At 73.1% G+C, this 26,703-nt stretch carries 16 protein-coding genes and 2 pseudogenes; 9 read left to right on the forward strand and 9 right to left on the reverse strand.

Annotated elements, in window-relative coordinates:
* Positions 1-133: 133 nt before the first annotated feature.
* Entirely contained in the window at positions 134-1,348 is a 1,215-nt protein-coding gene (locus tag ABT238_RS36765) for a pyridoxal phosphate-dependent aminotransferase (protein WP_350806011.1), read from the reverse strand.
* A gap of 97 nt (positions 1,349-1,445) precedes the next feature.
* Between ABT238_RS36765 and ABT238_RS36770 the strand changes: the two are divergent.
* Positions 1,446-1,796: pseudogene (locus tag ABT238_RS36770) on the forward strand (winged helix-turn-helix transcriptional regulator); the annotation flags it as partial.
* Positions 1,797-2,123: 327 nt separating this feature from the next.
* Here ABT238_RS36770 and ABT238_RS36775 read toward each other — a convergent pair.
* Together ABT238_RS36775 and ABT238_RS36780 are read right to left on the reverse strand one after the other, a co-directional pair.
* Positions 2,124-3,785: a hypothetical protein gene (locus ABT238_RS36775; RefSeq protein ID WP_350806018.1), complete on the reverse strand. Its 1,662-nt coding sequence runs from the start codon at positions 3,783-3,785 to the stop codon at positions 2,124-2,126.
* Positions 3,786-4,175: 390 nt separating this feature from the next.
* A complete protein-coding gene (locus ABT238_RS36780; protein ID WP_350806022.1) occupies positions 4,176-5,846 on the reverse strand; it encodes a DUF2079 domain-containing protein in 1,671 nt (556 codons plus the stop codon).
* Positions 5,847-6,051: 205 nt separating this feature from the next.
* On the opposite strand from ABT238_RS36780, the gene ABT238_RS36785 reads away from it, so the two are divergent.
* Both ABT238_RS36785 and ABT238_RS36790 read left to right on the forward strand, forming a co-directional pair.
* The gene (locus tag ABT238_RS36785; protein WP_350806026.1) at positions 6,052-6,960 is read left to right on the forward strand and encodes a pentapeptide repeat-containing protein; all 909 of its coding nucleotides are present in this window, start codon (positions 6,052-6,054) and stop codon (positions 6,958-6,960) included.
* Positions 6,961-7,047: 87 nt separating this feature from the next.
* Positions 7,048-7,435 (forward strand): annotated as a pseudogene (locus ABT238_RS36790) (hypothetical protein); the annotation flags it as partial.
* Positions 7,436-7,479: 44 nt separating this feature from the next.
* On the opposite strand, the gene ABT238_RS36795 reads toward ABT238_RS36790, so the two are convergent.
* The 5 genes from ABT238_RS36795 to ABT238_RS36815 form a co-directional block, all read right to left on the reverse strand.
* Complete coding sequence (locus ABT238_RS36795) at positions 7,480-8,085, reverse strand: hypothetical protein (protein WP_350569169.1); 606 nt, start codon at positions 8,083-8,085, stop codon at positions 7,480-7,482.
* Positions 8,082-9,404 carry a DUF7224 domain-containing protein gene (locus ABT238_RS36800; RefSeq protein ID WP_350569171.1) on the reverse strand — a complete coding sequence of 441 codons (1,323 nt, stop codon included), beginning with the start codon at positions 9,402-9,404 and terminating at the stop codon, positions 8,082-8,084. Before ABT238_RS36800 ends, ABT238_RS36795 begins: the two co-directional genes overlap by 4 nt.
* Before the next feature lie 2 nt (positions 9,405-9,406).
* On the reverse strand, positions 9,407-10,240 hold the full coding sequence (locus ABT238_RS36805; RefSeq protein WP_350806032.1) for an ATP-binding cassette domain-containing protein: 834 nt from the start codon (positions 10,238-10,240) through the stop codon (positions 9,407-9,409).
* Between the two features lie 125 nt (positions 10,241-10,365).
* Entirely contained in the window at positions 10,366-10,794 is a 429-nt protein-coding gene (locus tag ABT238_RS36810; protein ID WP_350569174.1) for a hypothetical protein, read from the reverse strand.
* A gap of 361 nt (positions 10,795-11,155) precedes the next feature.
* Positions 11,156-11,887, reverse strand: a complete 732-nt coding sequence (locus ABT238_RS36815) for a tyrosine-protein phosphatase (RefSeq protein WP_350806039.1) — start codon at positions 11,885-11,887, stop codon at positions 11,156-11,158.
* Positions 11,888-12,150: 263 nt separating this feature from the next.
* Between ABT238_RS36815 and ABT238_RS36820 the strand changes: the two genes are divergently transcribed.
* From ABT238_RS36820 to ABT238_RS36835, 4 genes are all read left to right on the forward strand, one after another.
* A complete protein-coding gene (locus ABT238_RS36820) occupies positions 12,151-12,426 on the forward strand; it encodes a hypothetical protein (RefSeq protein WP_350806042.1) in 276 nt (91 codons plus the stop codon).
* A 228-nt stretch (positions 12,427-12,654) separates the two neighbouring features.
* Complete coding sequence (locus ABT238_RS36825) at positions 12,655-20,445, forward strand: ricin-type beta-trefoil lectin domain protein (RefSeq protein WP_350806045.1); 7,791 nt, start codon at positions 12,655-12,657, stop codon at positions 20,443-20,445.
* Positions 20,446-20,553: 108 nt separating this feature from the next.
* Positions 20,554-21,090, forward strand: a complete 537-nt coding sequence (locus ABT238_RS36830; protein WP_350806051.1) for a hypothetical protein — start codon at positions 20,554-20,556, stop codon at positions 21,088-21,090.
* Between the two features lie 76 nt (positions 21,091-21,166).
* Positions 21,167-22,342, forward strand: a complete 1,176-nt coding sequence (locus ABT238_RS36835; RefSeq protein ID WP_350806057.1) for an FHA domain-containing protein — start codon at positions 21,167-21,169, stop codon at positions 22,340-22,342.
* 67 nt (positions 22,343-22,409) lie between these two features.
* Here ABT238_RS36835 and ABT238_RS36840 read toward each other — a convergent pair whose 3' ends face one another.
* The gene (locus ABT238_RS36840) at positions 22,410-23,375 is read right to left on the reverse strand and encodes an aminoglycoside phosphotransferase family protein (RefSeq protein WP_350806062.1); all 966 of its coding nucleotides are present in this window, start codon (positions 23,373-23,375) and stop codon (positions 22,410-22,412) included.
* Positions 23,376-23,439: 64 nt separating this feature from the next.
* Between ABT238_RS36840 and ABT238_RS36845 the strand changes: the two genes are divergently transcribed.
* Both ABT238_RS36845 and ABT238_RS36850 read left to right on the forward strand, forming a co-directional pair.
* Positions 23,440-24,027, forward strand: coding sequence for a hypothetical protein (locus ABT238_RS36845; protein WP_350569186.1), 588 nt, complete (start codon positions 23,440-23,442; stop codon positions 24,025-24,027).
* Between the two features lie 116 nt (positions 24,028-24,143).
* Positions 24,144-26,624, forward strand: a complete 2,481-nt coding sequence (locus ABT238_RS36850) for a Tex family protein (RefSeq protein ID WP_350806070.1) — start codon at positions 24,144-24,146, stop codon at positions 26,622-26,624.
* Positions 26,625-26,703 lie beyond the last annotated feature (79 nt).

A 26,703-nucleotide genomic window follows, 5' to 3' on the forward strand; every position in this document is an offset into this window, starting at 1 on the left:
CCCGGGGCGGCAGTCCCGAGCTTTACACCTCCCCCCCCGCGGGTGGTTTTGGGGGGGCCCCCCCGCCCCCCCCCCCTCTCCCACCCGGGGCGCCGCCCGCCCGCGGGGGCTGACGACGGCCGCCGGGCCGGGGTCAGACCTGGCGGTAGGTGGCGAGGAAGCGGCCGATGCGGTTGATGGCGGTCTCCAGGTCGTCGGCGCGGGGGAGGGTGACGAAGCGGAAGTGGTCGGGGCGGGGCCAGTTGAAGCCGGTGCCCTGGACGACGTGGATCTTCTCGCGGAGCAGCAGGTCGAGGACGAAGCGCTCGTCGTCGACGATGCGGTGGACGGCCGGGTCGAGCCTGGCGAAGGCGTAGAGCGCGCCGCGGGGCTTGACGCAGCTGACGCCGGGGATCTCGTTGAGGGCGCGGAAGGCGACGTCGCGCTGTTCGGTGAGGCGGCCGCCGGGCAGGACCAGGTCGTTGATGGACTGGTGGCCGCCGAGTGCGGCCTGGACGGCGTACTGGGACGGCACGTTGGGGCACAGCCGCATGCCGGAGAGCATGGTGAGGCCCTCCAGGTAGTCGCTCGCGTGCTGCTTGGGGCCGGAGACGACCAGCCAGCCGCTGCGGAAGCCGGCCACCCGGTAGGACTTGGAGAGGCCGTTGAAGGTGAGGGTGAGCACGTCGTCGGCCAGCGCGGCCAGGCAGTGGTGCTCGACGCCGTCGTAGAGGATCTTGTCGTAGATCTCGTCGGCCAGCACCATCAGCTGGTGGCGGCGGGCGAGGTCGAGGATGCCCTCCAGCAGTTCCTTCGGGTAGACCGCGCCGGTGGGGTTGTTGGGGTTGATGACCACGATCGCCTTGGTGCGGGCGGTGATCTTCGCGGCGATGTCGTCCAGGTCGGGGAACCAGTCCGCCTGCTCGTCGCAGGCGTAGTGCACCGCCTTGCCGCCGGCCAGCCGGACCACCGCCGTCCACAGCGGGTAGTCGGGCATCGGGACGAGCACCTCGTCCCCGTCGTCCACCAGCGCGGTGACGGCCATCTGGATCAGCTCGGAGACGCCGTTGCCGAGGTAGACGTCGTTGACGTTCACGCCCTCGACGCCGCGCTGCTGGTAGTACTGCACGACCGCGCGGCGGGCCGGCAGGATGCCGCGCGAGTCGCTGTAGCCGTGCGCCCGGGGGAGGTTGCGGATGATGTCCTGGAGGATCTCCTCCGGCGCCTCGAAGCCGAACGTGGCCGGGTTGCCGGTGTTCAGCCGGAGCACGCTGTGCCCGGCCTCCTCCAGTGCGTTGGCCTGGTCGACCACCGGGCCGCGGATCTCGTAGCACACGTCATTCAGCTTGCTGGACTGCCGAAACTCCATCTGCGGCCTCCCGACCGTCACCCCGCGTCGATCCTGGTCGCTTTGTTCTACCAAGTATGTACTTGGAAAGTCCAACCTCTTGGCTATGCTGATCCACATGTCACGCCGAAGCTACGACCAGTACTGCGCCGTCGCCCGCGCCCTGGACGCGGTGGGGGAACGCTGGAGCCTCCTGATCGTCCGTGAACTCCTGGCCGGACCGCGCCGCTACACCGACCTGCACGCCGACCTGCCCGGCGTCTCCACCGACATCCTCGCCGCGCGGCTCAAGCAGCTGGAGAGCGAGGGCGTCATCGAGCGCCGGCGCCTCGAACGGCCGGCCAACGCCACCGTCTACGAGCTGACCGCGCGGGGCGCCGCGCTGCGGCCGGTCGTGGCGGCGCTCGGCGTCTGGGGGCTCGACGCGCTGGGGGAGCAGCGGCCGACCGATGCCGTTCGAACGCATTGGATCACCGGCGGGGTGGAGGAACCGGTGGCGACGTCGGTGGAGGAGCCGGTGGGGGAGACGGCGGGAGTCTGACCGGCCCGGGAAACGCGCCCGGACCGCGGGGGCGCCCGTGTGGGAGGCGCCGCGCCCGCGGCCCGGAGTCTTCGGACGGTGAGGGGGTCGGTTGCCCCGCACCGAGACGTCGACGGTGGCGTTGCCGCCCGAGCCGCCGGCCCTGCCGACGTGTCCCACTCTGCCCGGCGCCGATAAACGGCGGATCGGCATCCGCTTGCCGTGGCCGTTGATCGGTCGTCGTTCGACTGGTGCCGGAGGCGAATGCGAGCCGGGTCACGGCCGTTGCGCGGCGGCCCCGGAGATGGCGGGCGGGATCGGTGTGCAGGTCTGATGCGGTGCGAACTTCGGACAACTGCCGTCAGGTAGCTGGCTGCTGTGTGCGACCCACGCCAGGAAACCGAGCGAGCGGTCGTTGGAGGGCATGAAGCGGTCCACCGTCGCCGAGCCTGCGAGCGCGAAGAACAGGGTCAGGGCGGCCAGCGCGGCACCGCCGGTACGCATGACGGATCCGGGCGCCGCCTGCGCCCGGGTGCGCTCGGACAGATGGCGTACCCCCAGGTGGGCGGCCATCACGACCATCACCAGGCAGCAGTAGAGAATCTCGGGGGAGGTCCGCGGGTACAGCTGGACGAGCTGGTCACGCTCCATGTGCGAGGCGAACCAGTAGCGGAGCAGGAAGGAGCCGACCATGAAGCAGCCGGCCACCTGGACGACCGGCAGCTCGGCGCCCAGCCCCAGCGACACGCCTGCACCGACCAGCAGGAGAATCACGAACACTCCGATACCACCCAGTTCGCCCGGAACCGGCCAGTTGGCATGGGTGTAGCCGCCCGGCAGGTCGCCGAGCCACATGGAGAAGTAGGCCGGGTCGGTCCTGGTGTCGAAGTACATGTACGAGTCGGGGGTGTCGGCGCCGGTCAGTAGGCGCAGCAGATACCTGCCGTCGAGCGCCAGGAAGACTGCTCCGGTGGCGGCCATGGTGAGTAGCGCCCTGACGGTGGCGCCCGGGCCATGGCGTGAGACCCGTGCCAGTGTGACGGCCAGGCAGGCCAGCGCGCCCGGCGCGGACCAGACGAACCAGCCGGAGTAGCAGAGGAAGAGGACGGCGAAGACCGCGCCGGACGCGGCGCCCACCAGCAACGCGCCGTTGACCGAACGCCCGGCCGAATCGAGGAGTCGGCCCGTGAAGTATGCGAAAGCGGGGATCAGGACCAGCAGGACGATGTCGGCGTACGGCTTGTAGGCCGTGCAGAGCGGGAACACCGGGGCCACGCCGATCGCCAGTGCCCACACCGGCGGGAGCAGCAGGCGCCAGGCGAGGTAGACGACCGGGCCGGCCAGGGCGGTCAGGAGCACCGTCAGGGTCTTCATCGCGGCGCCCGGCTGTCCCGGGTCGAAGAGCCGGGTCCAGTAGCTGAGCAGGTAGGGGAAGAGCGGAGGATAGACGTCGGGGATCGGTTGGCCGTGTTGGATCAGTACGGACCACTTCTCCAGTTCCCCGGCGTCGCCCCAGAAGCCGAACAGTGGCCAGGGGGTGCCCCGCAACGCCACGACGATGCCGCCGGCGTAGAGGCCCGAGGCAAGCCCCGCAACCGACGCGCAGGCCAACCGCAGGCCTGCGGCCGGGGAGAGCTTGCGACTGACGGCCCACCAGCCGAGCGCCAGCACCATGGCGATCAGGATGAACCGGAACTGGAGAGCGGCCAGTCCGCTGACCTGGCCGACCCGGGTCGTCGGGTTCACCGTGATGGTCCTGCTGACGACGACGAACCCGAAGGCCACCGCTACGGCCAGTGCGGCCTCCAGGACTGCGAGGCTCCCCGGCGCGCCGATGAGTCGCTTCGGTAACAGCGGCGCGCCGGACCGGGCCGAGACCGGCGGGTGGACCGTGGTGTCGGCGTCGACGCCCAGGGACGCCTGCCGTGGCGGGGGCATGGGCATGTCTTTCTCTGAGCCTTCTCATCTGTGTCGAATGACATACGATCGGCCGAATATCGGGTATGTGCACCGCAGGTACCGGAGGGGGGCGGTCATCCGCGGCCGGCTCTTCCGGCGAACAGGCTCCAAGGGCCCTGCAATCGCGTCCGCCATGCCCACACCCGGTCCAACCGCCACAACCCGGTACAGGGCACGCCGCAGACGCACAGGCCATCCGATCCAGTGAGTAGCCGCCGCTTCCCTGCCGCGGTCTTCCGTCCCGGCACCTCGCTCACGGGTTCGGGAACGCCGGGGACCGTCCGCACAGGCAACCGGGACGGCCGTCCGACCCGAGTGGCGCGGAGCGGGGCGGTGGTACGCGATGCGCTGCCGCTTCCGGGCCGGGCGTCAGCCGCGGAAGAGGTTGTGACCCACGTCCGACGGCACCTCGTCCTGGTACGGCGTGGCGTCCGGCCCGGGCACGTGCTCGCCGGGGACCGGCTCGGTGCCCTCCCGGTGCAGCAGGTACACGCCGTCCTGCGACCAGACCGTCCGGTACCCGTGCGCCAGCAGCAGCTCGATCCTGGCCGCCTGCTCCCGGTCGGTCCGGAACGGGAAGGACCGCTTGTCCGCGCGGATCAGCACGTACTCGCGCCCGCGCGGCTTCTCGTCGACCAGCACCACGTCCGCGCGGGCGGTCAGCCTCGGCGCCGCCTGGTTGTCGGCCTCGACGGAGGCGCCGTCCGGGACCAGCGCCGCGCCGCGCTGCAGCGCCGCCTCGCTCGCCTTCGGCTGCCAGTAGGCCGGGACGAAGAGGTTCGCCACCCCGAGCGGCAGCGCGGCCGCGACGGTCACGGCCGCCGCCGCCACACCGAGCCGGCGGGTCAGCGCGCGGTCGTGGCAGCGGCCCAGCACCTCCAGCGCGGCGACCAGCAGGATCGGCCAGAGGAACGCGTCGTAGTGCCGGGCGATCGACCAGTGGTTCGGGTTGCTGGACAGCACCCGCTCGGCGAGCAGCGGGAGGGCGAGCAGCACGGTCGCGGAGCGCACCGGGAGGAGGAACAGGGTGCCGAAGGTCCAGAGCAGCAGCAGCGGCTTCAGCGGGGCGTCGAAGAGCGTCGAGACCAGGAGGGCCGGGTCGGCCAGCACGTTGGCGACCGCCGAGCCGCCGTCCTCGCCCAGCGCCTGGTAGTTCCAGTAGTAGCCGGGCACCCCGCCCATCGCCGGGACCAGCTTCGCGATCGCCACCGCCGAGGCGAGCGGGCCGCCGATCAGCAGGCCCAGCCCCCAGCGGACGGCCGGACGGCGCCGCTCGCGGTCCGGCTCGCGGCGCGCCCGCAGCAGCATGACCAGGCCGTACGCGCCGACCGCCAGGCCCATGTCCTCCTTGGTGCAGCACAGCAGCAGGCCGGCCAGCGCGGACGCCCAGTACTGCCGGGCCATCCCGCGCTCCAGCATCAGCAGCGTGAGCGGCACGGCGAACGCCACCTCGTGGAACCCGCCGCGCGAGGCCACCAGCAGCGGCCAGCCCAGCCCGTAGGCGAGGGCGGCCAGGTCGGTGGCCCGGCGGATGGTGCGGGGGGCGGCGCCGGCGAAGCAGCGGGCGGCGATCCGGCGGATCAGCGGCACGCCGGCGGCGAAGCAGAGCGCCTGGCCGACGAGCAGGGAGCGCGGGTCGTCCCAGAGCCAGTAGAGCGGCGCCATCAGCGCGATCACCGGCGAGAAGTGGTCGCCGAGGAGCGAGAAGCCGGGCGGGAACTCGTGGTGGTAGCTCTTCAGCGTCGACACGGGCAGGTCGAAGTGCGCGTAGCCGCGCACGCCCTGGTCGAAGATCCCGAGGTCGAAGCCACCGAGCTGGAGGGTGGTCCACTGCTGGAGGCCGATCGCCAGGCAGACCGCGAAGCAGAGCAGGGTGAACGCGACGGTGCGGGCGCGGGCCGGCAGGCGCGGCGCGGGCGGCTCCCCGGCGGCGGGCCGCGCGGTGGCCGCGGCGTCCCCTGCGACCTCGGGGTTCCCTGCGCCCTCGGGGTCCTCGGGGTCCTCGGTGTCCGGGTACGGCGCCACGTCGTGCCGGGACATGCCTTGGTTCCTCCGCTGGTGCTGTGCTCTGGTGCCGCTCGCGCCGACGCTGCTCGTGCCGTGCTCGTGCCGTGCCCGTACTCGTGTCGTGCTCGGCCGACCACACTAACCGACGGCCGTTCCGGGGCGGGTCGGTACGCTCTACAGCTGCACCACCGCACCGCCGCACCGCACCGCACCGCCGCACCGGAGGAACACCAGCATCGTGAGCGTCCCGAGTCTCAACCTCGTCTCCGACTGCGGGAGCTGCTTCGGGCTGTGCTGCGTCGCGCTGCCGTTCGCCGCCGGTACCGACTTCGCCGTGAACAAGGCGGCCGGCACCCCCTGCCGCAACCTGGGCACGGACTTCACCTGCGGCATCCACGAGCGGCTGCGGGACACCGGGTTCCCCGGCTGCACGGTGTACGACTGCTTCGGGGCCGGTCAGCACGTCTCCCAGGTCACCTTCGGCGGGCGCAGCTGGCGCGAGGCGCCGGAGAGCGCCGCGACGATGTTCGAGGTGTTCCCGGTGGTGCGGCAGCTGCACGAGCTGCTCTGGTACCTCGCGGAGGCGCTGACCTTCGCTCCGGCCCGCCCCGTGCACGGGGAGCTGCGCCGGGCGCTGGAGGAGACCGAGCGGCTGGCCGCGGGCACGCCGGAGGAGATCCTGGCGGTCGACGTGCCCGCGCACCGGCAGGCGGTGGCCGAGCTGCTGCTCAGGGCGAGCGAGCTGGTCCGTGCCGCCGTGCCGCGCCGGGCGGAGCACCGGGGCGCGGACCTGTTCGGCGCCCGGCTGCGCGGGGCCGACCTTCGTGGGGCCAACCTGCGGGGCGCGCTGCTGGTCGCGGCGGACCTGGCCGGGGCGGACCTGCGACTCGCCGACCTGGTCGGCGCTGACCTGCGGGACGCCAACCTGGCGGGCGCCGACCTCACCGAGGCGCTGTTCCTCACCCAGGCGCAGCTCAACGCGGCCCGCGGCGACGCCGCCACCCGGCTCCCGGCGGCGCTGCAGCGCCCCGCCCACTGGCCCGACACGGCCGAGGCCCTGCCCCCGGCACCCGGTGGCGGCCGCGCGCCACGCACCTCCCGCAAGCCCCAGAGCGGCGGCCGCTCGGGCCGGCCCCGCCGCCGCTGAGCCGCGCGGGGGGCGGGCGGCGCCCAAGGCGTGTCTCTTTGATGGGCTGAGCAGTTGATCGGATGTGTCTGTCCGGTTGGTGATCAGCGCACGTGGTCGCCGGGGCGTGACCTGCCGGAGGAGCCGGGGCCGTTCCAGACCGCGCACAAGCGGTTGCCGCGGTGGGCGGTCGACGGCACGTGGCGGCGGGTCTTCGCCGCCGTCCTGGCCGAGGCGGGCGCGGCGGACGACATCGGCTGGACCGCTCCGCACGCGCATCCCGCAGCCGGTGGACCGGATCCGCAACCGACTGCGGCGCGGCTCACGCGGAGGCCGTCCGCCCGGCTTCGACCCCGCGGCCTACAAGCAACGGAACACGGTCGAGCGATGGATCGGCCGCCTGAAGCAGTGGCGCGGCCTGGCCATGCGCACCGACGAACTCGCCATCGCCTACCAGGCCGCACTCCACCTCGCAGCCATCCTCATCCGGTCCCGCAGACAACCAGAGAGACGGGCCTTGGGGCGGGCCGCCCGGCGCGGTCACCCGGTCAGGAGCTGCGCCACCACGGGCGGGCGCCGGCGGGCCAGGGCGCAGACCGTGCCGGCGAGCAGCAGCAGACCGACGGCGGCGAGTGCGACCGGCGACCCGGCCGGGTGCAGCGGCCAGGCCCACGGTCGCGGGTGGCCGTCCGGGTACCAGCCCGCGGCCGAGCAGAGCAGCGGGACGGCGGCGAGCGCGGCGGCGGCCGGGCGGTGGCCCATCAGGGGGTGGAACAGCAGCGCGAGGCCGAGGTAGCCGGCGATGTTGCGGGCCAGTACCACGGCGAGCACCCCCTGCCCGGCCGCGTGGGCGAGACCGCCGCACGCCGTCCCGACGGCCGCGAGGGCGAGCGCGAGCCCGACGTCCAGGCCGCGCAGGAACCGTGCGGAGACCGTCTCGGCGCGCAGGTCGCCCCGGCCGAGCCCGTACAGCAGGAACACCGCCGGGAGCAGGGTGATCACGTGCGCGAGGAGGAAGTGGCCGGCCTGTCCGCGCAGGGCGGGCACCGGCAGCTCGCCGTCCCCGACCAGCAGGCCGACGGCGAAGGTCCCGGCGAGGACGGCCGCCAGCGCCGGTACCGCGCGCGCCTTGCACCACCAGATCACCGCTCGCCCCCCGCGGAGGACGCCTCGGGGCGCGGGACCGGCGGGGGCAGGGTGCCGCAGTCGGCCAGGGCCGCCGCCGTGGCGCGGTACCAGGCGAGCTGCGTCCCGTCGGGCAGCCGGAGCAGCTGGGCGGCGCGGGCGGCGTCGGCCTCGGTGACGCGGCCGCCGACCGGGGCGGCCGCGCCCGGTATGCCGGCCGCGCCCTGCGGACCGGCCGCGTCCGCGCGGGCCGTGAGCCAGGCGGCTGCCGTGCCGGCGGCGGCCGCGGCCGGGTAGGGGTCGCCGCGGCGGGCGCAGTCCGGGACGCGCGGCAGCAGGCCGCCGACCACGGCGGGGGCGACGTCCTGCGGCCGGGCGTCGGTCGGGACGCCGAGTCCGGCCTCGCCCGGTCCGGGCCGCCCGGCCATGGTGAACACCTCCGGAACGGCGATGCCCTGGCCGGCGAGGCCGTCCGCGACCCGCCGGACCTCGGCGCGGACCACGGCCGCGCGGGCGCCGCCGAGCTCCGGCCAGAGGCAGACGCGCGGTCGTTCCCGGTCGCAGACCAGGGCGGCGGCGGACCGGGCGCGCACCGGCTCGGGGCCGAGGTCGCGCACGGTCCAGCCGCCCACCGCCGTGCCGCCCGCCGTGACCGCCAGCGCGGCGGCGACGGCGAGCAGGGTGCCGCGCCCGCGGATCAGCAGCACGACCGCCGCGCAGACGGCGCCGGAGAAGACCAGCGAGCCGACCACCGCCCGCCCGTCCAGCACCTGGTCCACGGCGCAGCAGTCGGACAGCCCGCCGCCGACCAGGTGCCGTGGCCAGTAGGTGTCGAACGCGGCGGGGTAGGCGTTCAGCACGAAGCTGCTGACGAGTGTGAGCGGGACGGCGACCACCGGCGCCAGCACCCGGCCGACGACCGAGCCGACCAGGGTGTTGGCGAGCAGCAGTCCGGCCCAGACGGCGAGCACACCGGGCTGCGGGACGCCGTCCGCGGTGCCGCCGGCCAGCGCGGTGGTGCCGAGCGCGGCGGCCATGCCGAGCGCGCCCATCACGGCCACCGGCAGCAGCACCGGCGCGGTGATGGCCGGTGCGGAGCGGACCGGCGAGCGGCCGAACACCCCGCCCCGGTGCAGCCGTCCGCCCTCCCACGCGCCGCAGGCGGCGCAGGCCGCGCAGGCGAACGGCAGCGCGAGGCTGGCGTGCCCGGCGGCGGCGAGCCCGTAGGCGGGGGTGACCCAGGAGGTCAGCTCGTCGCCGAGCGCGAACAGGACGAAGCCGAGCAGGAACGGCAGCGTCCGGGTGGCGGCCGAGACCCGGAGCACGGTGCGCAGCAGCATGGTCACGTCTCCCGTTCGATCAGGCGCGCGTACGCCGCCTCGGCGCTCGCCGGGCCGGTCCCGCCATCGGTCCCGCCACCGGCCCCGTCCGCGCCACCGGCCCCGTCCGCGCCACCGGACCCGTCGGCGCCGCCGGGTCCGGGGATCCGGCGGCCGGCCGCCAGGGCGTGGAACTCCTCGGTGGCGCCCTGGAAGCGGACCCGGCCGCGGTCCAGCACCACCACCTGCCGGTACGTCCCGGCGAGGTCCTCGGTCTGGTGGGTGGAGACGACGACGCTCACCTCGCCCGTCAACTCCTCGACCAGGGAACGGAACACCGCTCGCTGGGTGGGGTCGAGCCCGGCGGTGGGCTCGTCCATCAGGATCAGCTCGCTGTGGTGGGCGAGGCAGCCGGCGATGCCCATCCGGCGCAGCTGGCCGCCGGAGAGCTGGTGGCCGGCCCGGTCGGCGAGCCCGGCCAGGCCGACCCGGGCGAGCGCCCCGGCCGAGGCCTGCCAGGCGGCGGTGCGCGACATGCCCTTCAACCAGCCGCAGTAGGCGACCTGTTCGCGCACGTTGAGCCCGGGGACCGGGGTGATCTGCTGCGGCAGCCAGGCCACCGCGCGCCGGTAGGCGGCCCGGTCGCCGTTGCCCGAGGCCGGGTTGACGCCGCGCCAGGTGACCTGGCCCCGGCGCGGGCTCAACTGGGAGGCGGCGAGGGCCATGAGGGTGGACTTGCCGGCGCCGTTGGGGCCGAGCAGCACGGTGGCCGGGTGGTCGATCCGCAGGTCGAACCCGGTGAACAGGAGCGCCTTCCGGCTGTACTGGAAGTCGATGCGGTGGAATTCAAGGGCCATGGAGGGGTCGACGCATTTCGCTCGGAAGGGGTGCGGTGGTGCCGGCGGGCGGGAACGCGTCCGCCGGCACCGCGGCCGGGGCGGGGCGGGTCGAGGGGCGGGCGAGATGGGGCGAGGCGGGGGCGTCAGTAGCGGGTGGTCACGGTGTCCACCCAGAGCTTGTCGCCGCTGCGCACGCCCTCCAGCGCGAAGTAGTAGTCGCCGGAGCTCTGGTCGCCCCAGCTGGAGGTGTCGCAGTGGTTGGAGCGGTGGCCGTAGGCCTTGTCGGGGCCGAAGACGTCCTTGTAGAGCTGGAGGGCGGCGTCCTTGAAGTCGTTGGTGCTGGTCGCGCAGCCCTGGAAGGTGACGGAGGTGACGACGTCGTCGCGGTCGCCGTCGGCCCAGCGGCGGGACTCCGAGCCGGGCCCCCACTTGCTGATGTGGGACGTCCAGGAGCCCTCGGCGAGGGCGGGGCCGGCGCCGGCGAAGCCGAGTAGCGCGGCGGCGACCAGAACGCTTCGCACGAGCGTGCGAGCGGCGCGGCGGGGGCGGTCGGCGGTGTTCTTTGCGTGCATGTTCCGTCCGATCATTTCGGTGACACCGCCGGGCGGGGCGGGGTCATGCAGGCAAAAGGAAAGGAGCGGAGGTCCGACCGAAACGGTCGTGGTCACCCGGTCGGCCGAGCCGCCGCGGGAATGACCTTAGCGTGCACGAACAGGTGCTCAGCACTATTTTTTTCGGCCATTCGGCCGAATGGGGCGGGGGAGTCGGGGCTTGGCAAGGGGCGGATCGACATTCGCCGGAAAATCCTGGATATCGGCTTTTTCTGTCGAATATCGATCCACCGTGCCATCTTCCGATCTAGTGGGTGATCGATTTCTTTTTCATGCGATTGTCATTCCGTAGGGCCGATGGCCGGTTCTCGCTGTCGCCGATCTACGCCGTGAGCAGCCGCTCCCGCAGCCGGTCGATCAGCGCCCCGTCGACCCCGACCCGGTCGGTGACGTAGCCGTGCACCGAGCCGTGCGCGGCCGTCAGGTCCGCGAGCGCCAGCCGGATCACCTCCTCCGGCGCGCGCCCGAAGGCGGGCCAGCGCAGGGCGCGCCCCGGGTTGGCGGTGTGCCAGTCGGCCACCAGCCGGGCGGTGACCAGCTCGGTGAGCGCGAAGTCGGCGGCCACGTCGTCCTCGCCGACGCCGAGCAGCGTGAGCACCAGGGCGGCGATCAGCCCGGTGCGGTCCTTGCCGGCGGCGCAGTGGAACACGACCGGCCGCTCGGCGCCGGCGATCAGCTCCAGGGCGGTGCGGATCTCCGCGACGCCGTCCTCGGCCACCTCGGCGAACCGGTCCGCCAGGTACCGCCACGGGTCCAGCTCCGGGTCTATCTCGGCCTGGTCGTACGGCCGGTGCTCGATCGAGAGGTTGTGGTACGCCACGCCGTCCAGCTCCGGCATCCGCCCCCTGCGGGCGATCTCCCAGGGGTAGCGCAGGTCGATCACGGTTCCGATGTCCAGCGTCCGGAACCGTTCGAGGTCGGCGGCCGAGGTGAGCCGGCCGAGCGAGGAGGAACGGTAGAGCAGGCCCCAGCGGACCGCCCGCCCGTCGGCGACCGGATAGCCGCCCAGATCGCGGAAGTTGTACGGGCCCTCGAAAGTCAGGTGACGTGTCATGTTCGCACCCTATGCGGTCCCGCTCACCGCCGCCGGGGAAGGCTTTCCGGCGATCCGGCCGGACGGCCGAAAGTATCATGAACGGCGCGCGTCCGCACGTAAACTGACGATGAATCAGAAAAGTTCCGGATCCGCTGGAGGGGTCGCGCGGCCGACCGGGCCGGGCGGCAGTCCGTGTGCAATGCGGCGGGGTGGTCGGCCGGTTCCGGCCGGAGGGGGGAATTGTTGTGGCGGACAAGGGGGTGTGCGGGACGACCGGGCACGTGGTCGTCGATGACGACGTCCGGAAGGGGCGGTCCGGTCCGGTCCCGTGGTTCGGGGTGCTTAGCGAGGCGGCCTCGGGGGTGCCGGTCGTCGCGGGTCTCCCGGCGCTGCTGTTCGTCACCGTGGGGGTGGGGCCGGGGGTGGGCGTGATCGCCTTCGCGATGGTGGGCGTGTTCCTCGCCTTCGTCACCTTTGTGGCGATGGGGCACCGGGGCGTGTGTGCCGCGAAGAAGGCGGTGGTGCTGGTTTTCGGCTGGATGGAGTGCGCCGTCTGACCCGGGGGCTGGGGAGGGGCCGGTGGAAACCGGGTTCGGTGGGGGAAAGGCGCCTGAATCGCCCATAGCAGTCTGTGAGATGACATGGCATCAGAATCTGCATCGTGGGCGATGCATCGTTATCCGATCGATACGGGTGGCTACCCCTGGGGCGGGTGTGGCGATGAGAGGTTCTCCGACGGGCCAGAGGGCCTGAATCGTTCATGGCACTCCTTCGAAGAGGATCTGATGTTAGGACGTTCCAAGATCCCGTCCGCGGTCGCGGACGGGACTTCCTCCCCGCGCTGGAGGCGGCCGATATCGGCCGCTCTGACGCTCGGTCTGCTCGTCCAGGGCGGTGTGGCCGCCGAGGCGCTGAGTGCCTCGCCGGCCTTCGCGGCGCCGACGCCGGCGAATCCGCAGAGTCCGCAGAATCCGCAGCCCGCGACGCCGACCGACGAGGCTCCCGACGAGGCGTCGGCGCTGCTGGCGGCCCGTCTGCAGGGGCACCGGGTCGAGGTGACCGGGGCGCGGACGGAGTTCACCACCCTGTGGGCGAACCCGGACGGGACGCTCACCTCGGACCGGTCCACCGGCCAGGTCCGGATGAAGGCCGGCGAGGACGGCAAGGAGTGGGTGCCGGTCGACACCACGCTCGTGCAGACCCCCGACGGGAAGGTGGCGCCGAAGGCGCACCCCGGCGGGCTGGTGCTGGCCGGCGGCGAGGCCGGGGTGACGGTGGGCGACAGCGCACCGGGCGCCGCGGCCAAGGCGAAGGGCGCCCCGGCGGCCGAGGCGCCGGAAGCCGGGCCCGCGGAGCCCGCCGGGCCCGCCGAGCGGGAACTGGTGAAGATCGGCTCCGGTGACCGGCAGGTCGGCTTCGGCTGGCTCGGCAAGCTCCCGAAGCCGAAGCTGGAGGGCAGCCAGGCGACCTACGTCGACGCCCGCCCGGGCGTGGACCTGGTGCTCAAGGCGACCCGGACCGGCTTCGAGCAGTTCCTGATCGTGAAGAACCGTTCCGCCGTCACGCAGACCGGCACGGTCACCATCCCGCTGGACACCACCGGCCTCAACGTCGCCCCGCAGCAGGACGGTTCGATCCAGCTGCTGGACAAGGCGACCGGCAAGGAGGCCGTGAAGATCCCGGCCCCCGTGATGTGGGACGCGGCGCTCGACGAGGCCTCGGGCGAGCACCTCAACCGGGCGCCGGTGACGATGCAGGTGCGCGGCGAGGGCGCGGACACCGAGCTGGTGTTCACCCCGGACGCGGCGTTCCTGGCCGACGAGAAGACCCGGTACCCGGTCACCATCGACCCGGTCGTGGACATCGGCGCCACCTTCGACACCTACGTCCAGAACAACGAGAACTTCGACGCCTCCGGCTCCGACGAACTCAAGCTGGGCAGCTACAACGGCAGCGTCAAGGCGCGCTCGTACCTGACGATCCCGGGCGGGTCGTTCAACGGCAAGCAGGTCATCGACGCCAAGCTGCACCTCTACAACTTCCACTCCTCCTCCTGCACTCCGAAGCAGTGGGAGGTCTGGGACGCGGGCGGCGCCGCCTGGTGGACCCGCTGGGGCAACGAGCCCCAGGGGAACCAGATGTGGACCCGGACGTACGAGACCTACGACGTCGACGGCGGGGACTCCCACCACTGCACCGCCCCGGACGGCTCCGGCTGGACGAACACCGACGTCACGGCGATGATCCGGCACTTCGCGCAGTTCGGCTACAACGACTACGGCATGCTGCTGAAGGCGACGGACGAGAACAGCAGCCTCTCCTGGAAGAAGTTCGGTTCCGCCCAGAGCGGCGCCGCGCCGTACATCTCGATCACCTACAACTCGGTCCCCAGGACCCCCGCGTCGGTCGAGATCCAGCCGTCCCAGCCGGGTAACCCGAAGTACGTCGCGGACGCCAACCCGCGCTTCCTGGCGCAGGCGGCGGACGACGACGGCGAGGCGGTCAAGGTCTACTTCGACCTGTGGCGCGGCGGCACGTTCATCGGCAGCATCCCCAAGGACACGCCGAGCGGAGCGTGGGCCTCGGTCCAGGCCTCCGACTTCGGCCTGGCCAAGCTCGACGAGGGCGTGCAGTACTCGATCTCCTCGGTGCTGGACGACGGCAAGTCCCGCTCCAACTGGGTGACCACGCCGTTCGTGGTGGACACCGTGAAGCCGGGCACGCCGTTCGTCACCTCCGCCGACTACCCGGCGGACGGGCTGTGGCACGGGGCGGCCAACCAGGCCGGTTCGTTCACCTTCTCGGCCCCGGCCGGGACGGACGACGTCGCCGCGTACGTCTACACCCTGGACGGCGGCACGGCGGTCACCGTGAACGCGGGCACCACGCTGACGACGTCGATCACCCCGACCACGGAGGGCCGGCGCGTGCTCAGCGTGCAGGCCAAGGACCGCGCGGGCAACCTCTCCCCGCCGGCCGAGTACGTGTTCCACGTCGGCCAGGCCGGGATCAGCTCGCCGGTGAACGGCACCCAGGCGGCCAAGCGGGTCAAGCTGGCCGTGGACGCGCAGGCGCAGTTCAAGCGGGTGGTGTACGAGTACCGCCGTGGTCCGGGTGCCACCGAGTACGCGGTGCCGCGGGTCAACCTGACCAAGGCGGACAACACCCCGGTGACCGAGGACAAGCCGCGTCTGGCGGACCTCGGCCCGCACGCCAACTGGAACGTCCTGGACACCCTGGGCAACGTCGGCGGTGTCGTCCAGGTCCGCGCCAAGCTGTTCCCGGAGGACGGCTCGGGCGCGGGCTACACGACGGTGTGGAACACCCTCACCGTGGACCGCAACGCCGACGGCGCCGCGAGCGCGGAGGCCGGTCCGGGTACGGTGAACCTGCTGACCGGTGACTACTCCACCAGCGCCACCGACGTCAGCGAGTTCGGGATGTCGGTGACCCGCACCTCCTCCTCGCGGGGCACGGACCGGGGCTGGCAGCCGCAGGGCGAGCGCCTGACCACCAACCAGCGCCAGATCGGCACCGACACCAACGGGTTCTCGGCCGGCCTGGCGACGCTGTCCCGCTCGACCGTCCGCGGTCACGACAGCTCGACCGACTCGCTGCTGGTCACGCCGACCGGCCAGATCGACTCCTACGCGGGCGTCGGCCCCGACAACACCCTGGCACTCGGCATGAAGCCGGGCCGCACCTACCGCCTGACCGGCTGGATCTACGTGCCGGGCTCGACCGGCCTGAACCCGGACTTCGGTGACCGGGGCCTGCGGCTCGCCGGCTTCGTGAAGGTCGGGAACGACTACACCAAGACCACTTCCGGCAAGGCCGGCTTCACCGACGGCTGGCAGCAGCTCAGCGTCGACATGACCGTTCCCAAGGACGCCACCGAGGCGTTCTTCCGTCTCTACAACGGCTTCACCGCGGCGGACAAGCAGGTCTACTTCGACGACCTGTCGCTGAGGGAGATCGTCGCGCCGTTCGGCCCGCAGTGGGCCGGCGGTCCGATGGCGGGCGGCGGTTCGGACTTCCGCTCGCTGTCGTTCCCGCAGTCCGACCTGGTCGAGATCAAGGGCAACGACGACGCCTCGCTGACCTTCGCCAAGGGCACCGACGGCACGTTCTTCCCCGAGCCGGGGGCCGAGTCGCTCACCCTGAAGGCGGTGCCGGCCACCTCCGGCGCGATCGTGCTCAGCACCAACGGCTCCTGCCTGGAGGTGCCGAACGGCGCCGCGGGCAATGGCGCCACGCTGCGGCCCGCGCCGTGCACCAGCGCGCCCAACCAGCAGTGGAGCCGGGGCGACGACCTGACGCTGCGGCTGATGGGCTACTGCCTCGACAACCCCTGGGGCGCGGTCGACAACGGCACCCAGCTGGTGCTGTGGGGCTGCAACGGCGGAGACAACCAGAAGTGGGACGTCCGCACCGACGGCATGGTGCTCAACCACCAGTCCGGCAAGTGCCTGGACGCCGACCGGGGCGCCTCGATCTGGTGGTGCTGGGCCGGCCCGAACCAGGTCTGGGACGTCCAGACCAGCGGCACCACCTACGAGCTGACCGAGCCGGACGGGACCAAGACCGTCTTCGACCGGCAGGCCGGTTCGAACAGCTACCAGGTGGTCGGCGAGATCGGCCCCGGTGCCGCCTCGGCGACCCGCTACCAGTACGACACCGCCGACGGCCGGGCCCTGGTCAAGCGGGTGATCCCGCCGGTCGAGGCCGGCGTGGACGACGTGAACCGCTGCTCGGTGGACCCGCTGCCGCGCGGCTGCGAGGTCATGGAGTACGAGTACGCCATGACGACCACCGCCACCGCCACCGCGCCCGGTGATCACCTGGACCGCGTGAAGGCGGTCAAGGTGTGGTCGTGGAACCCGGCGACCTCCCGGCAGGAGGCCGTCGAGGTCGCGCACTACGCGTACGACGACAAGGGCCGCCTGGTCGAGACCTGGGACCCGCGGCAGACCAGCCCGCTGAAGACCGGCTACGCCTACGACGACGCGGGCCGGGTCGTCCGGACCACGGCGGCGGGGCACCTGCCCTGGAACTACGACTTCGGCAAGGCCGCGGCCGACCAGGACCCGGGGCGTCTGCTGAAGGTGCGCCGCGAGGCGCTGGCCCAGGGCAGCAAGGACCAGGTCAGCGGCGAGACCGCGATCACCGTGGTCTACGACGTGCCGCTGACCCGCGCCGCGGGCGGTCCGTACGACCTGGCGGGCGCGGACGTCGCCAGGTGGGCGCAGCTGGACGCGCCGACGGACGCCACGGCCGTGTTCGACCCGGAGGACGACCCGGGCACCAGCACCGCCACCCCGGCCAAGCCGGGCGCGGACGGCTACAAGCCGGCCGCCGTGCACTACCTGAACGCCAACGGCCAGGAGGTCAACACGGCCTCCCCGTCGGTGACGCCGGGCGGTGACATCGACACCAAGGAGTACGACCGCTACGGCCACGTCGTGCGCGCCCTGGAGGCGACCAACCGCGCGATCGCGCTCGGGACCCACCCGGACGCGGCCCGGTACGCGACCGAGCTGAACCTGCCGGCGGAATCCGCCGCCCGGGCGCGGCTGCTGGACTCGCGCACCGTCTACACCGCCGACGGTCAGGACGTCGTCGAGACGCTCGGCCCGGTCTACCGCGCCTCGCTGTCCGAGCAGGTCAACGGCCAGACAACCCCGGCCACCGTCACCGCGGAAGCCGAGAAGCTGCCGCAGCTCGGGGCCACGGTGCCGGTCCAGGTCGACAGCAACTGCTGCGGCCTCACCTGGTCCGGCGGCGCGCACCTGAGCGTGCGGGCCACCGCGGCCGGCGGCTACGACGTGGTGCGCGTCAGCGTTCCGGAGGAGGGTGAGTACCTGCTCTCCGGCCAGCTGACCAAGTACAACGACCACGGCATCGTGCAGTTCGCGATCGACGGGCAGAACCTCGGCCAGCCGATCGACACCTACGCCGCCGACCCGGCGGTGGTCGCGTACGCGACGGGTCAGGCGATCCGGCTGGCGCGCGGTGACCACGAGCTCAAGCTCACCATCACCGGCACCAACCCGGCGAGCCAGGGCGAGCGCTTCCACGCCGGCCTGGACACCGTCACGCTGACCAAGACCACCGTCAACCCGACCCTCCCGGCCGGCACCTCGGTGGTGGTCCGCGACCACAACACCAACACCTACGACGAGGGCAAGCCGGACGGCCAGGCCTACCACCTGGCCACCACCGTCACCGACGGCGCCCGGCTGGAGGGCTACGCCGACGACGCCGAGCTGCGGGTCACCAAGAACGGCTACGGCACCCCGATCGGCGGCACCGCCGGCTGGGTGGTGAAGAAGCCGACCACGGTGATCACCGACGCGCTGGGCGCCAAGCTCACCACCACCAACCGCTACGACGCGCAGGGCCACCCCGAGGAGATCCGGGTCCCCGGCTCCGACGCGGCCGACGCCGGCACCACCAGGTACACCTACTACACGGCGGGGGCCAACGCCGCGAACGCGGCCTGCGGCAACCGTCCCGAGTGGGCGGGCCAGTCCTGCGTCACCGCGCCGGGTGCGGACGTCACCGGTGCGGACGCGGCGCGGATGCCGACCACGCTGCCGGTCAAGCAGGTCACCCGGTACTCGCGCACCGGCAAGCCCGAGGAGGTCGTGGAGACCAACGCGGGCAAGACCCGGACGACGGTGACCGGCTACGACGCCGTCGACCGGACGGTGTCCACCGAGGTCACCTCCGACGAGGGCCAGGCGGTGCCGAAGGCCGTCACCGCCTACGACCCGGCGACGGGTGAGGTGCTGTCGACCACGGCGGGCGGCAAGTCCGTCACCATGGTCCAGGACGTGCTCGGCCGGACGATCTCGTACACCGACGCGGACGGCGCGACCACCACCACCGAGTACGACAGGTTCAGCAAGCCGGTCAAGGTCACCGACCCGACCGGCGTCACCACCTTCACCTACGACCGCGCCAAGGAGCCGCGCGGCCTGCTCACCTCGGTGAACGACAGCAGGGCCGGCGAGTTCACCGCGAAGTACAGCCCGGACGGCCAGCTCGTCGAGCAGACCTACCCCGGCGGCATCGTCCGCAAGGACACCCTGAACGCCTCCGGCAAGGCCGTCGCCCGCAGTTACACCCGCGCCTCGGACGGCACGGTGGTCTGGTCCCAGAGCAACGACCTGTCCACCCAGGCCCAGGTGGCGAGGACCACCAGCACCAACGGCACCAAGACCTACTCCTACGACCGGTTGGGCCGCCTGGTGAAGGCCGAGCAGAGCTCGGTCGCCACCGGCTGCACGACCCGCGCCTACACCTACGACGTCCACTACAACCGCACCGCCAAGGCGACCTCCGGCCCGGCCGGGGACGGCACCTGCACCACCGCCGGCGCCACGACGGTCAACTCCGCCTACGACAGCGCGGACCGGGTCACCGACGCGGGCTACACCTACGACGCGTTCGGCCGTACGCTCACCACGCCGACCGCGGCCGTCGGCTACCGGGTCAACGACCTGGTCGCCTCCCAGGAGACCGCGACCACGAAGCAGACCTGGAGCCTCGACCCGGTCGGCCGGCTCAACGGCAGCACCACCGCCGCCAAGCAGGCCGACGGCAGCTGGTCCACCACCGCCACCCGCGTCCACCACTTCGGCACCGGCGGCGACATCCCGCGCTGGACCGTCGAGAACGCGGCCGGCGCCTGGACCCGCAACGTCCCGGGCACCGACGGCGATCTGTCCGCGACCGTCACCGACCAGGGCACCGTCAAGCTCCAGCTCACCAACCTCTTCGGTTCGGTGGTGCTGGTCACCGACACCGCCCTGACCGGCCCCGTCCTCCTCGACTCCGACGAGTACGGCAACCCGACGGCGGGCACCCCCGCCGCCCGGTACGGCTGGCTCGGCGGCAAGCAGCGCTCCGCCGAGGCCCAGGACGGCATCGTCCTGATGGGCGTCCGCCTCTACAACCCCGCCACCGGCCGCTTCCTGTCCGTGGACCCCGTCCCCGGCGGCAGCGCCAACGCCTACGAGTACTGCATGGCCGACCCGATCGGCTGCACGGACCTCGACGGGCGCAAGGGCATCAAGGACTGGTGGAAGAAGAAGGGGTCGATGGTCGTCGGCAAGACCCTCGGCGCCGTCTCGGCCACCACCGGTGTCATGGGCATCTGGGTGCCGCAGATGAAGGCGGTCTCGGCAGTGACCGGAGGCCTGTCCACCCTCTCGTACGCCTCGGGCGGCCACTGGACGGAGGCCAAGCGGCAGGCGCGCAACACCGTGCTCAACGCGGCCGTCGGCGGCTTCGGACGGTTCGCCAACGCGTCCAAGTTCGCCGGCATGGCCGGCCGGTACAACAACCTGACCAAGGGCTGGTCCGCGGGCATCTCTGGTCTCGCGAAGGCGAGCGGGGCCAGCTACGCGCCGCGCACGTTCGCGGCGAGGTTCCACAAGTACGCACCGTGGGCGATCATCGGAGGGAACCAGCTGGCGACCAAGTACGAATACGTCTACTACAACAAGGTGCAGACGACGATCAACAGCGTCACCGAGCGCTTCCGGAGGTTCCGGGACCTGTTCGCGTGATGACGGCTTCTCCGGGAAGCCTCTGAAGGATCCGAAGTAGGCGTTGCCCGGCGACCGGTCGTGTCCGGTCGCCGGGCAACGCCGTATCCGCGCAGAGAGGAGCACGGCATGGCACCGATGTACGGTCCGCTCCGGTGCGAACCGGGCGGCGCACACCTGGGGCGCGGGGAGCGCACTGCCGGGGTGCCGGTCTTCGACCGGGACGGACTGCGTCAGGAGGGGACGGAGGGCTTCCGCTGGGAGGAGATCGAGGAACTCGACGTGGAGGTCCGGGACATCGGTCTCAAGTCCCTGGTGCAGAACACCGCGATGTTCCTCCTCACGATCGGCTCGGTGACCGAGCGGGCGCCGGGGACCGAGGACTCCTACCTCTGGCTGAAGCCGGCCGGCGGGCCGCCGGTGGTCTGGCCGTTCGAGGTGCCGACGAGGTCCGAGGCCCGCTGGAGCCCGGGCGCGGTGCGCCGGTTCGTCCGCCGCCTCGACGCCACCGGCCGGCGGACCCACCTTGGCTCGCCGGAGCTGGCCGCCAGCGTGGAGGCGCTGCGGCGGGTGCCGCGGTTCCCGCCGTGGCGGCGGGACCGGGCGGTCAACCGTCTCGTCGACGCGCTGCCGGCCCCCGGCGGCCGGGCGCGGGATCGGCGATGATGGAGTGGATGTGACGGGGCGTCCGCAGGCGTGTCGCCCGCCGCGTCCCGTGCACCGCGACCGCACCGGAGGCCTCATGGAGCACCGCCGCCACCGCGCCCTCGACCGCAATCTCGCCACGTCCGCGGACCGGGCGGACTACCTGGTGGAGCTCTCCAACGTCGTGCGCCGGACCGACCTCGGCGGTCCGGCGCCGCGGTCGCTGCACCGCCTGGGCCTGGTGGTGGACGCGCTCGTGCGGCTGACCGGGGACCGGGACGTGGCGGTCTACTGCGTGGCCGACCGCAGTCTGCTGGGCGGGCGGCGGGAGTTCGCCGAGGAGGCGGACGCCCGGACGCTGGCGCGGTGGGTGGCCGAGGGGCTGGTGGAGGAGGTGCCGGACGCCGACGAACGGGTGCTGGAGATCGCCGGCATGACCGGGATCCAGGTGGTCACCGCCGACCACTACGACGACCACCGGATCGAGCACCAGTGGATCCAGGGCAACACCTGGCAGTTCCTGCGCCCGGAGGCGGCTGGCCGGGGCGCGGTGCGGCTGGTGCCGCTGGACATGGGGTACCGGACGGGCGCGGAGATCTCCAAGAAGATGGAGCTGTCGGCGCTGAAGAAGCAGGGCCTGCTGACGGCCGCCGCCAAGCCGCTGGTCGAGGTGGTCGGGCGGGCCTGGCGCTGCCCGGAGGCCCGGTGCACGCTGTACAGCGTGCACCGGGGCGGGCGGGTGATGCTGCCGCGGATGCGCCGGGGCGTGCCGACCTGCGAACTGCACGGCGTACCGCTGCTCGACGACGGGGCCCGGCCCGGTGCCGCGCAGGTCAAGGTGGTGCTGGACGGCGAGTGCGTGGCCCGGTACACGCTGGACGAGGGGTCGCGCACGGCCGTCGGCCGGGCGCCGGGGGCGGCGCGGGACGGCATCGCGCTGCTCGGCCTGCTGGCGGCCGAGCGCGCGGCCCGGGTCAGCCGCCGGCACCTGACGGTCTCGGTGCGCGGCGGCTCGGTGACCGTGCGGGACACCAGCACCTACGGCAGCCGGATGCGGGTGGCCGGGCGGCGCGGTCACCTGGGCCCGTGGGAGCCGCTGGCACCGGGGACCGACCGGGCGTTCCGGCCGGGCGACGAGGTCGAGTTGACGCCCGGCCTGGTGCTGACCCGCAGCGGCCGCCGCTTCCCGGCCGAACTGGCCGGCACCTGGCAGGCCGAGGCGGCCCGCACCCCGTTGCCGCCGGGGGCCGCCGAGCCGACGCGCCACGTCTGACGTTCACGCGCTCCGCCGCCCAGGTGGCCTGACGTTCACGGGGCCTGACGTTCACAGGGGCTGACGCTCACACGCTGCGGTCCGCCAGGATCTCTCGGACGACGTGCCGGGCGTTGGCGGCCAGCGGCGGGTTGGTGGTGCGGTAGTAGGGCAGTTGGACGAGCGCGAGGGACAGCGCCCAGGCGCGGCCGCGTTCCCAGGTGGCGTCGTCGACGGCCAGGGTGGTGCGGTAGGCGGGGCGGGCGGTGGCCGGGAGCAGGCTCCAGGCGGGCAGCAGGTCGACGGTCGGGTCGCCGACACCCAGCAGGCCGAAGTCCAGGACGGCGCCGAGCCGTTGGCCGGTGACCAGCAGGTTGCCGGGGGTGAGGTCGCCGTGCACCCAGACGGCCGGCCCGGTGTGCTCGGGCAGCCGCAGGGCCTTGTCCCACAGGGCGGTCGCCGTCTCGGTGTCGATCACCCCGCGCAGCCGTCCGAGGGCGGCCCGGGTGGCGGCGTCGCGGCTCGACAGCGGCCCCGAACGCAGCGCCGGCGGAGCGTCCGGATCCGGTTCGGCGGCGCGCAACGCGGTGACGAAGTCGGCCAGGTCGTAGGCGAGTTGGACCGGATTGGAGACCGACCCGGGGGCCGGGTTGGTGCCGTCCAGCCAGCGCAGCACCGACCAGTCCCAGGGATAGCCGACGGTCGGCCGGCCGTCGCCGACCGGCGCCGGGACGGGCACCGGCAGCCGCCGGGCGAGGCGGGGGAGCCAGTACCGTTCGCGGCGGAGGTTCCCGGCGGCCCAGGCGGCCCGGGGGAGGCGGACGGCGAGTTCGGGCCCGAGCCGGAACATCGCGTTGTCCGTGGCGGTGGACCCGGCCTCGGCCAGCGGCAGGCCCCTCCACTGCGGGAACTGGGCGGCGATCAGCCGCCGCACCAGGCCGGTGTCGATGAGGGGTTCGTCGTCGTGCAGACGGTCGTGCAGGGGATCGTGCAGCGGGCTGTAGCGGTGGTCGTCGTCGTGCATGTGGTCGGGCGTCCGAGCGGCTGCGCACATGCCCGGCACTGTACGCCGCGACGGGCCCCGCGCTCAGGCGGATTTCGAACACTAGGGTGAGAACATGAGTATTTCGGGGAGGCGTTGGGTTTCGCGGGGGGCGCTCGGGATCGCGGCGGCGCTGGCGGGAGCCGCCGTGCTCGGCCGGGCGAACCGGGCCTCCGGCGGGCTGCTGGTGCTGCGCGAATGGCTGGACCACCCGGCGCTGTTCGGCACGCTGGTGCTCGCGCTGCTGTTCGTCGGCGTCCTGGCGTCGAACTGGAGGCCGTGGGCCAGGTTCGCCGTCGACGGTGTCATCGGCCTCATGCTGCTGGGTGCCGTACTCCTCTGGGTGTTCCTCGGGCCGCTGCTGACCGGCGGCGACGAGCGGACGATCCGCTCCGAGGCCGCGCCGGAGCGGTCGGACCGCCGCCTGGTGGTCGAGGAGGGGTACGCGCTGATCGACCCGTACTGGATCGTCTCGGTGGACGAGGGCTCCGGCCCGGGAACGCGCCGTTGGCACCTCGCGTACGTCAACGGCGACTGGCAGGGCATGCCCGAGGTCGGCTGGGACGGCCCGGACCGGATCAGGCTGGTGAAGGAGAAGGAGACCGTGCTGATCGGGCTCGGCCCGGACGGCGCTCCGGACCGCACCGTCGACGACGGCTACTGAGCGCGGCCGCGGGCGGCTCCGCCACGCCCGGGGTGCCGGGGCGGGGCGGGGGTGTCGGGGGTTGCTGCGAGAATGCCGGGGTACGGACAGCAACTCTGAAGAAGGTGACCGGCTTCGTGACCACGCCAGTCGAACAGGCGGCCCAGCGGGCCCAGCAGGCGATCGAGCGGAAGATCGCCGAGGAACTGGGCGTCCGCGAGGGGCAGGTGAAGTCGGCGGTCGAGCTGCTGGACGGCGGCGCGACGGTGCCGTTCGTGGCCCGCTACCGCAAGGAGGTCACCGGCTCGCTGGACGACGCGCAGCTGCGCACCCTGGAGGAGCGGCTGCGCTACCTGCGGGAGCTGGAGGAGCGGCGCGCCGCCGTCCTGGAGTCGATCGAGGCGCAGGGCAAGCTGGACGACGCGCTGCGCGCGCGGATCCTGGCCGCCGACTCCAAGGCGCGGCTGGAGGACATCTACCTGCCGTTCAAGCCGAAGCGGCGCACCAAGGCGCAGATCGCCCGTGAGGCCGGCCTGGAACCGCTGGCCGACACCCTGCTCGCCGACCCCACGCAGGACCCGGCCGCGCTGGCGGCGGGCTACCTGAACGAGGCGGTGGCCGACGCGCCGGCCGCGCTGGAGGGCGCGCGGGCGATCCTGGTCGAGCGGTTCGGCGAGGACGCCGACCTGGTCGGCTCGCTGCGCGAGCGGATGTGGACGCGCGGGCGGATGGTCGCCACCGTCCGCGAGGGCAAGGAGCAGGAGGGCGCGAAGTTCGCCGACTACTTCGACTTCTCCGAGCCGTACACCAAGCTCCCCTCGCACCGCATCCTGGCGATGCTGCGCGGCGAGAAGGAGGAGGTGCTGGACCTCGACCTGTCCCCGTACGACGGCGAGGAGGCCGGCGACCTGCCCGGCGCCAACGACTACGAGCAGCGGATCTCCGCCCGCTTCGGCATCGCCGACCACGGCCGCCCGGCCGACAAGTGGCTGGGCGACACCGTCCGCTGGGCCTGGCGCACCCGGATCCTGGTCCGGCTCGGCATCGACCTGCGCGGCCGGCTGCGCGCGGAGGCCGAGGACGAGGCGGTGCGCGTCTTCGCCGCCAACCTGCGGGACCTGCTGCTCGCCGCCCCGGCCGGCACCCGCGCCACGATGGGCCTGGACCCGGGCTTCCGCACCGGTGTGAAGGTCGCCGTGGTGGACGCCACCGGCAAGGTGGTCGCGTACGACACGATCTACCCGCACCAGCCCGCCAACAAGTGGGACGCGGCGCTGGCGACCCTGGCGGCGCTGGCGAAGAAGCACGACGTCGACCTGGTGGCGATCGGCAACGGCACCGCCTCCCGGGAGACCGACAAGCTCGCCGAGGACCTCATCAAGCGCCACCCGGAGCTGAAGCTCACCAAGGCGATGGTCAGCGAGGCCGGCGCCTCGGTCTACTCGGCGTCCGCCTTCGCCTCGCAGGAGCTGCCGGAGCTCGACGTGTCGATCCGCGGCGCGGTCTCGATCGCCCGCCGGCTGCAGGACCCGCTGGCCGAACTGGTCAAGATCGACCCCAAGTCGATCGGCGTCGGCCAGTACCAGCACGACCTGAGCGAGGTGAAGCTCTCCCGCTCGCTGGACGCGGTCGTCGAGGACTGCGTCAACGCCGTCGGCGTGGACGTCAACACCGCCTCCGCCCCGCTGCTCACCCGGGTCTCCGGCATCACCGGCACGCTGGCCGACAACATCGTCGCCCACCGGGACGCCAACGGCCCGTTCCGCACCCGCAAGGCGCTGAAGGACGTGTCCCGGCTCGGCCCGAAGGCCTTCGAGCAGTGCGCGGGCTTCCTGCGGATCCCCGGCGGCGACGACCCGCTGGACGCCTCCAGCGTGCACCCGGAGGCCTACCCGGTGGTGCGCCGGATCCTCGCCGCGACCGGCGGGGAGCTGCGCGAGCTGATCGGCAACAGCGGGAGGCTGCGCACCCTGCGTCCGGGCGACTTCGCCGACGACACCTTCGGCGTCCCGACCGTCACCGACATCCTCGGCGAGCTGGACAAGCCGGGCCGTGACCCGCGTCCGGCCTTCCGCACCGCGACCTTCAAGGAGGGCGTCGACAAGATCGGCGACCTGGAGGTCGGCATGGTGCTGGAGGGCGTGGTGACCAACGTGGCCGCGTTCGGCGCCTTCGTCGACGTGGGCGTCCACCAGGACGGCCTGGTGCACGTGTCGGCGCTGTCGAAGAACTTCGTCAAGGACCCGCGCGAGGTGGTCAAGCCGGGCGACATCGTGACCGTCCGGGTGACCTCGGTGGACGTGCCGCGCAAGCGGATCGGGCTCACCCTGCGCCTGGACGACGAGGTGGGGCGCGGCGGCGAGGGCGGCGGGCGCGGTGGCGACCGCCAGGCCCGTCCGCCGCGCCAGGAGCGCCGCGGCGGTCAGGGCGGCGGTCAGGGTGCTCAGGGCGGTGGGCGCGGGCAGGACCGCCGCGACCGCGGTGACCGGGGCGGCTCCGGCGGGTCGGCGCCGCTGGGCAACAGTGCCATGGCGGACGCGCTGCGCCGGGCCGGGCTGGCCGGCGGCGGCGCCTCGGAGGACCGCCGCTCCGGCGACCGCCGTTCCGGGCGGCGCTGAGCACCCGGCCTTCCCGCGCGGGGGCGGCCCGCATGGCGAGCAGCATCGGCGCGATCATCTCGGGCGGGGAGCTGAGCGC

The organism is Kitasatospora sp. NPDC001527, assembly GCF_040298605.1.
Taxonomy (GTDB): Bacteria; Actinomycetota; Actinomycetes; order Streptomycetales; family Streptomycetaceae; genus Kitasatospora.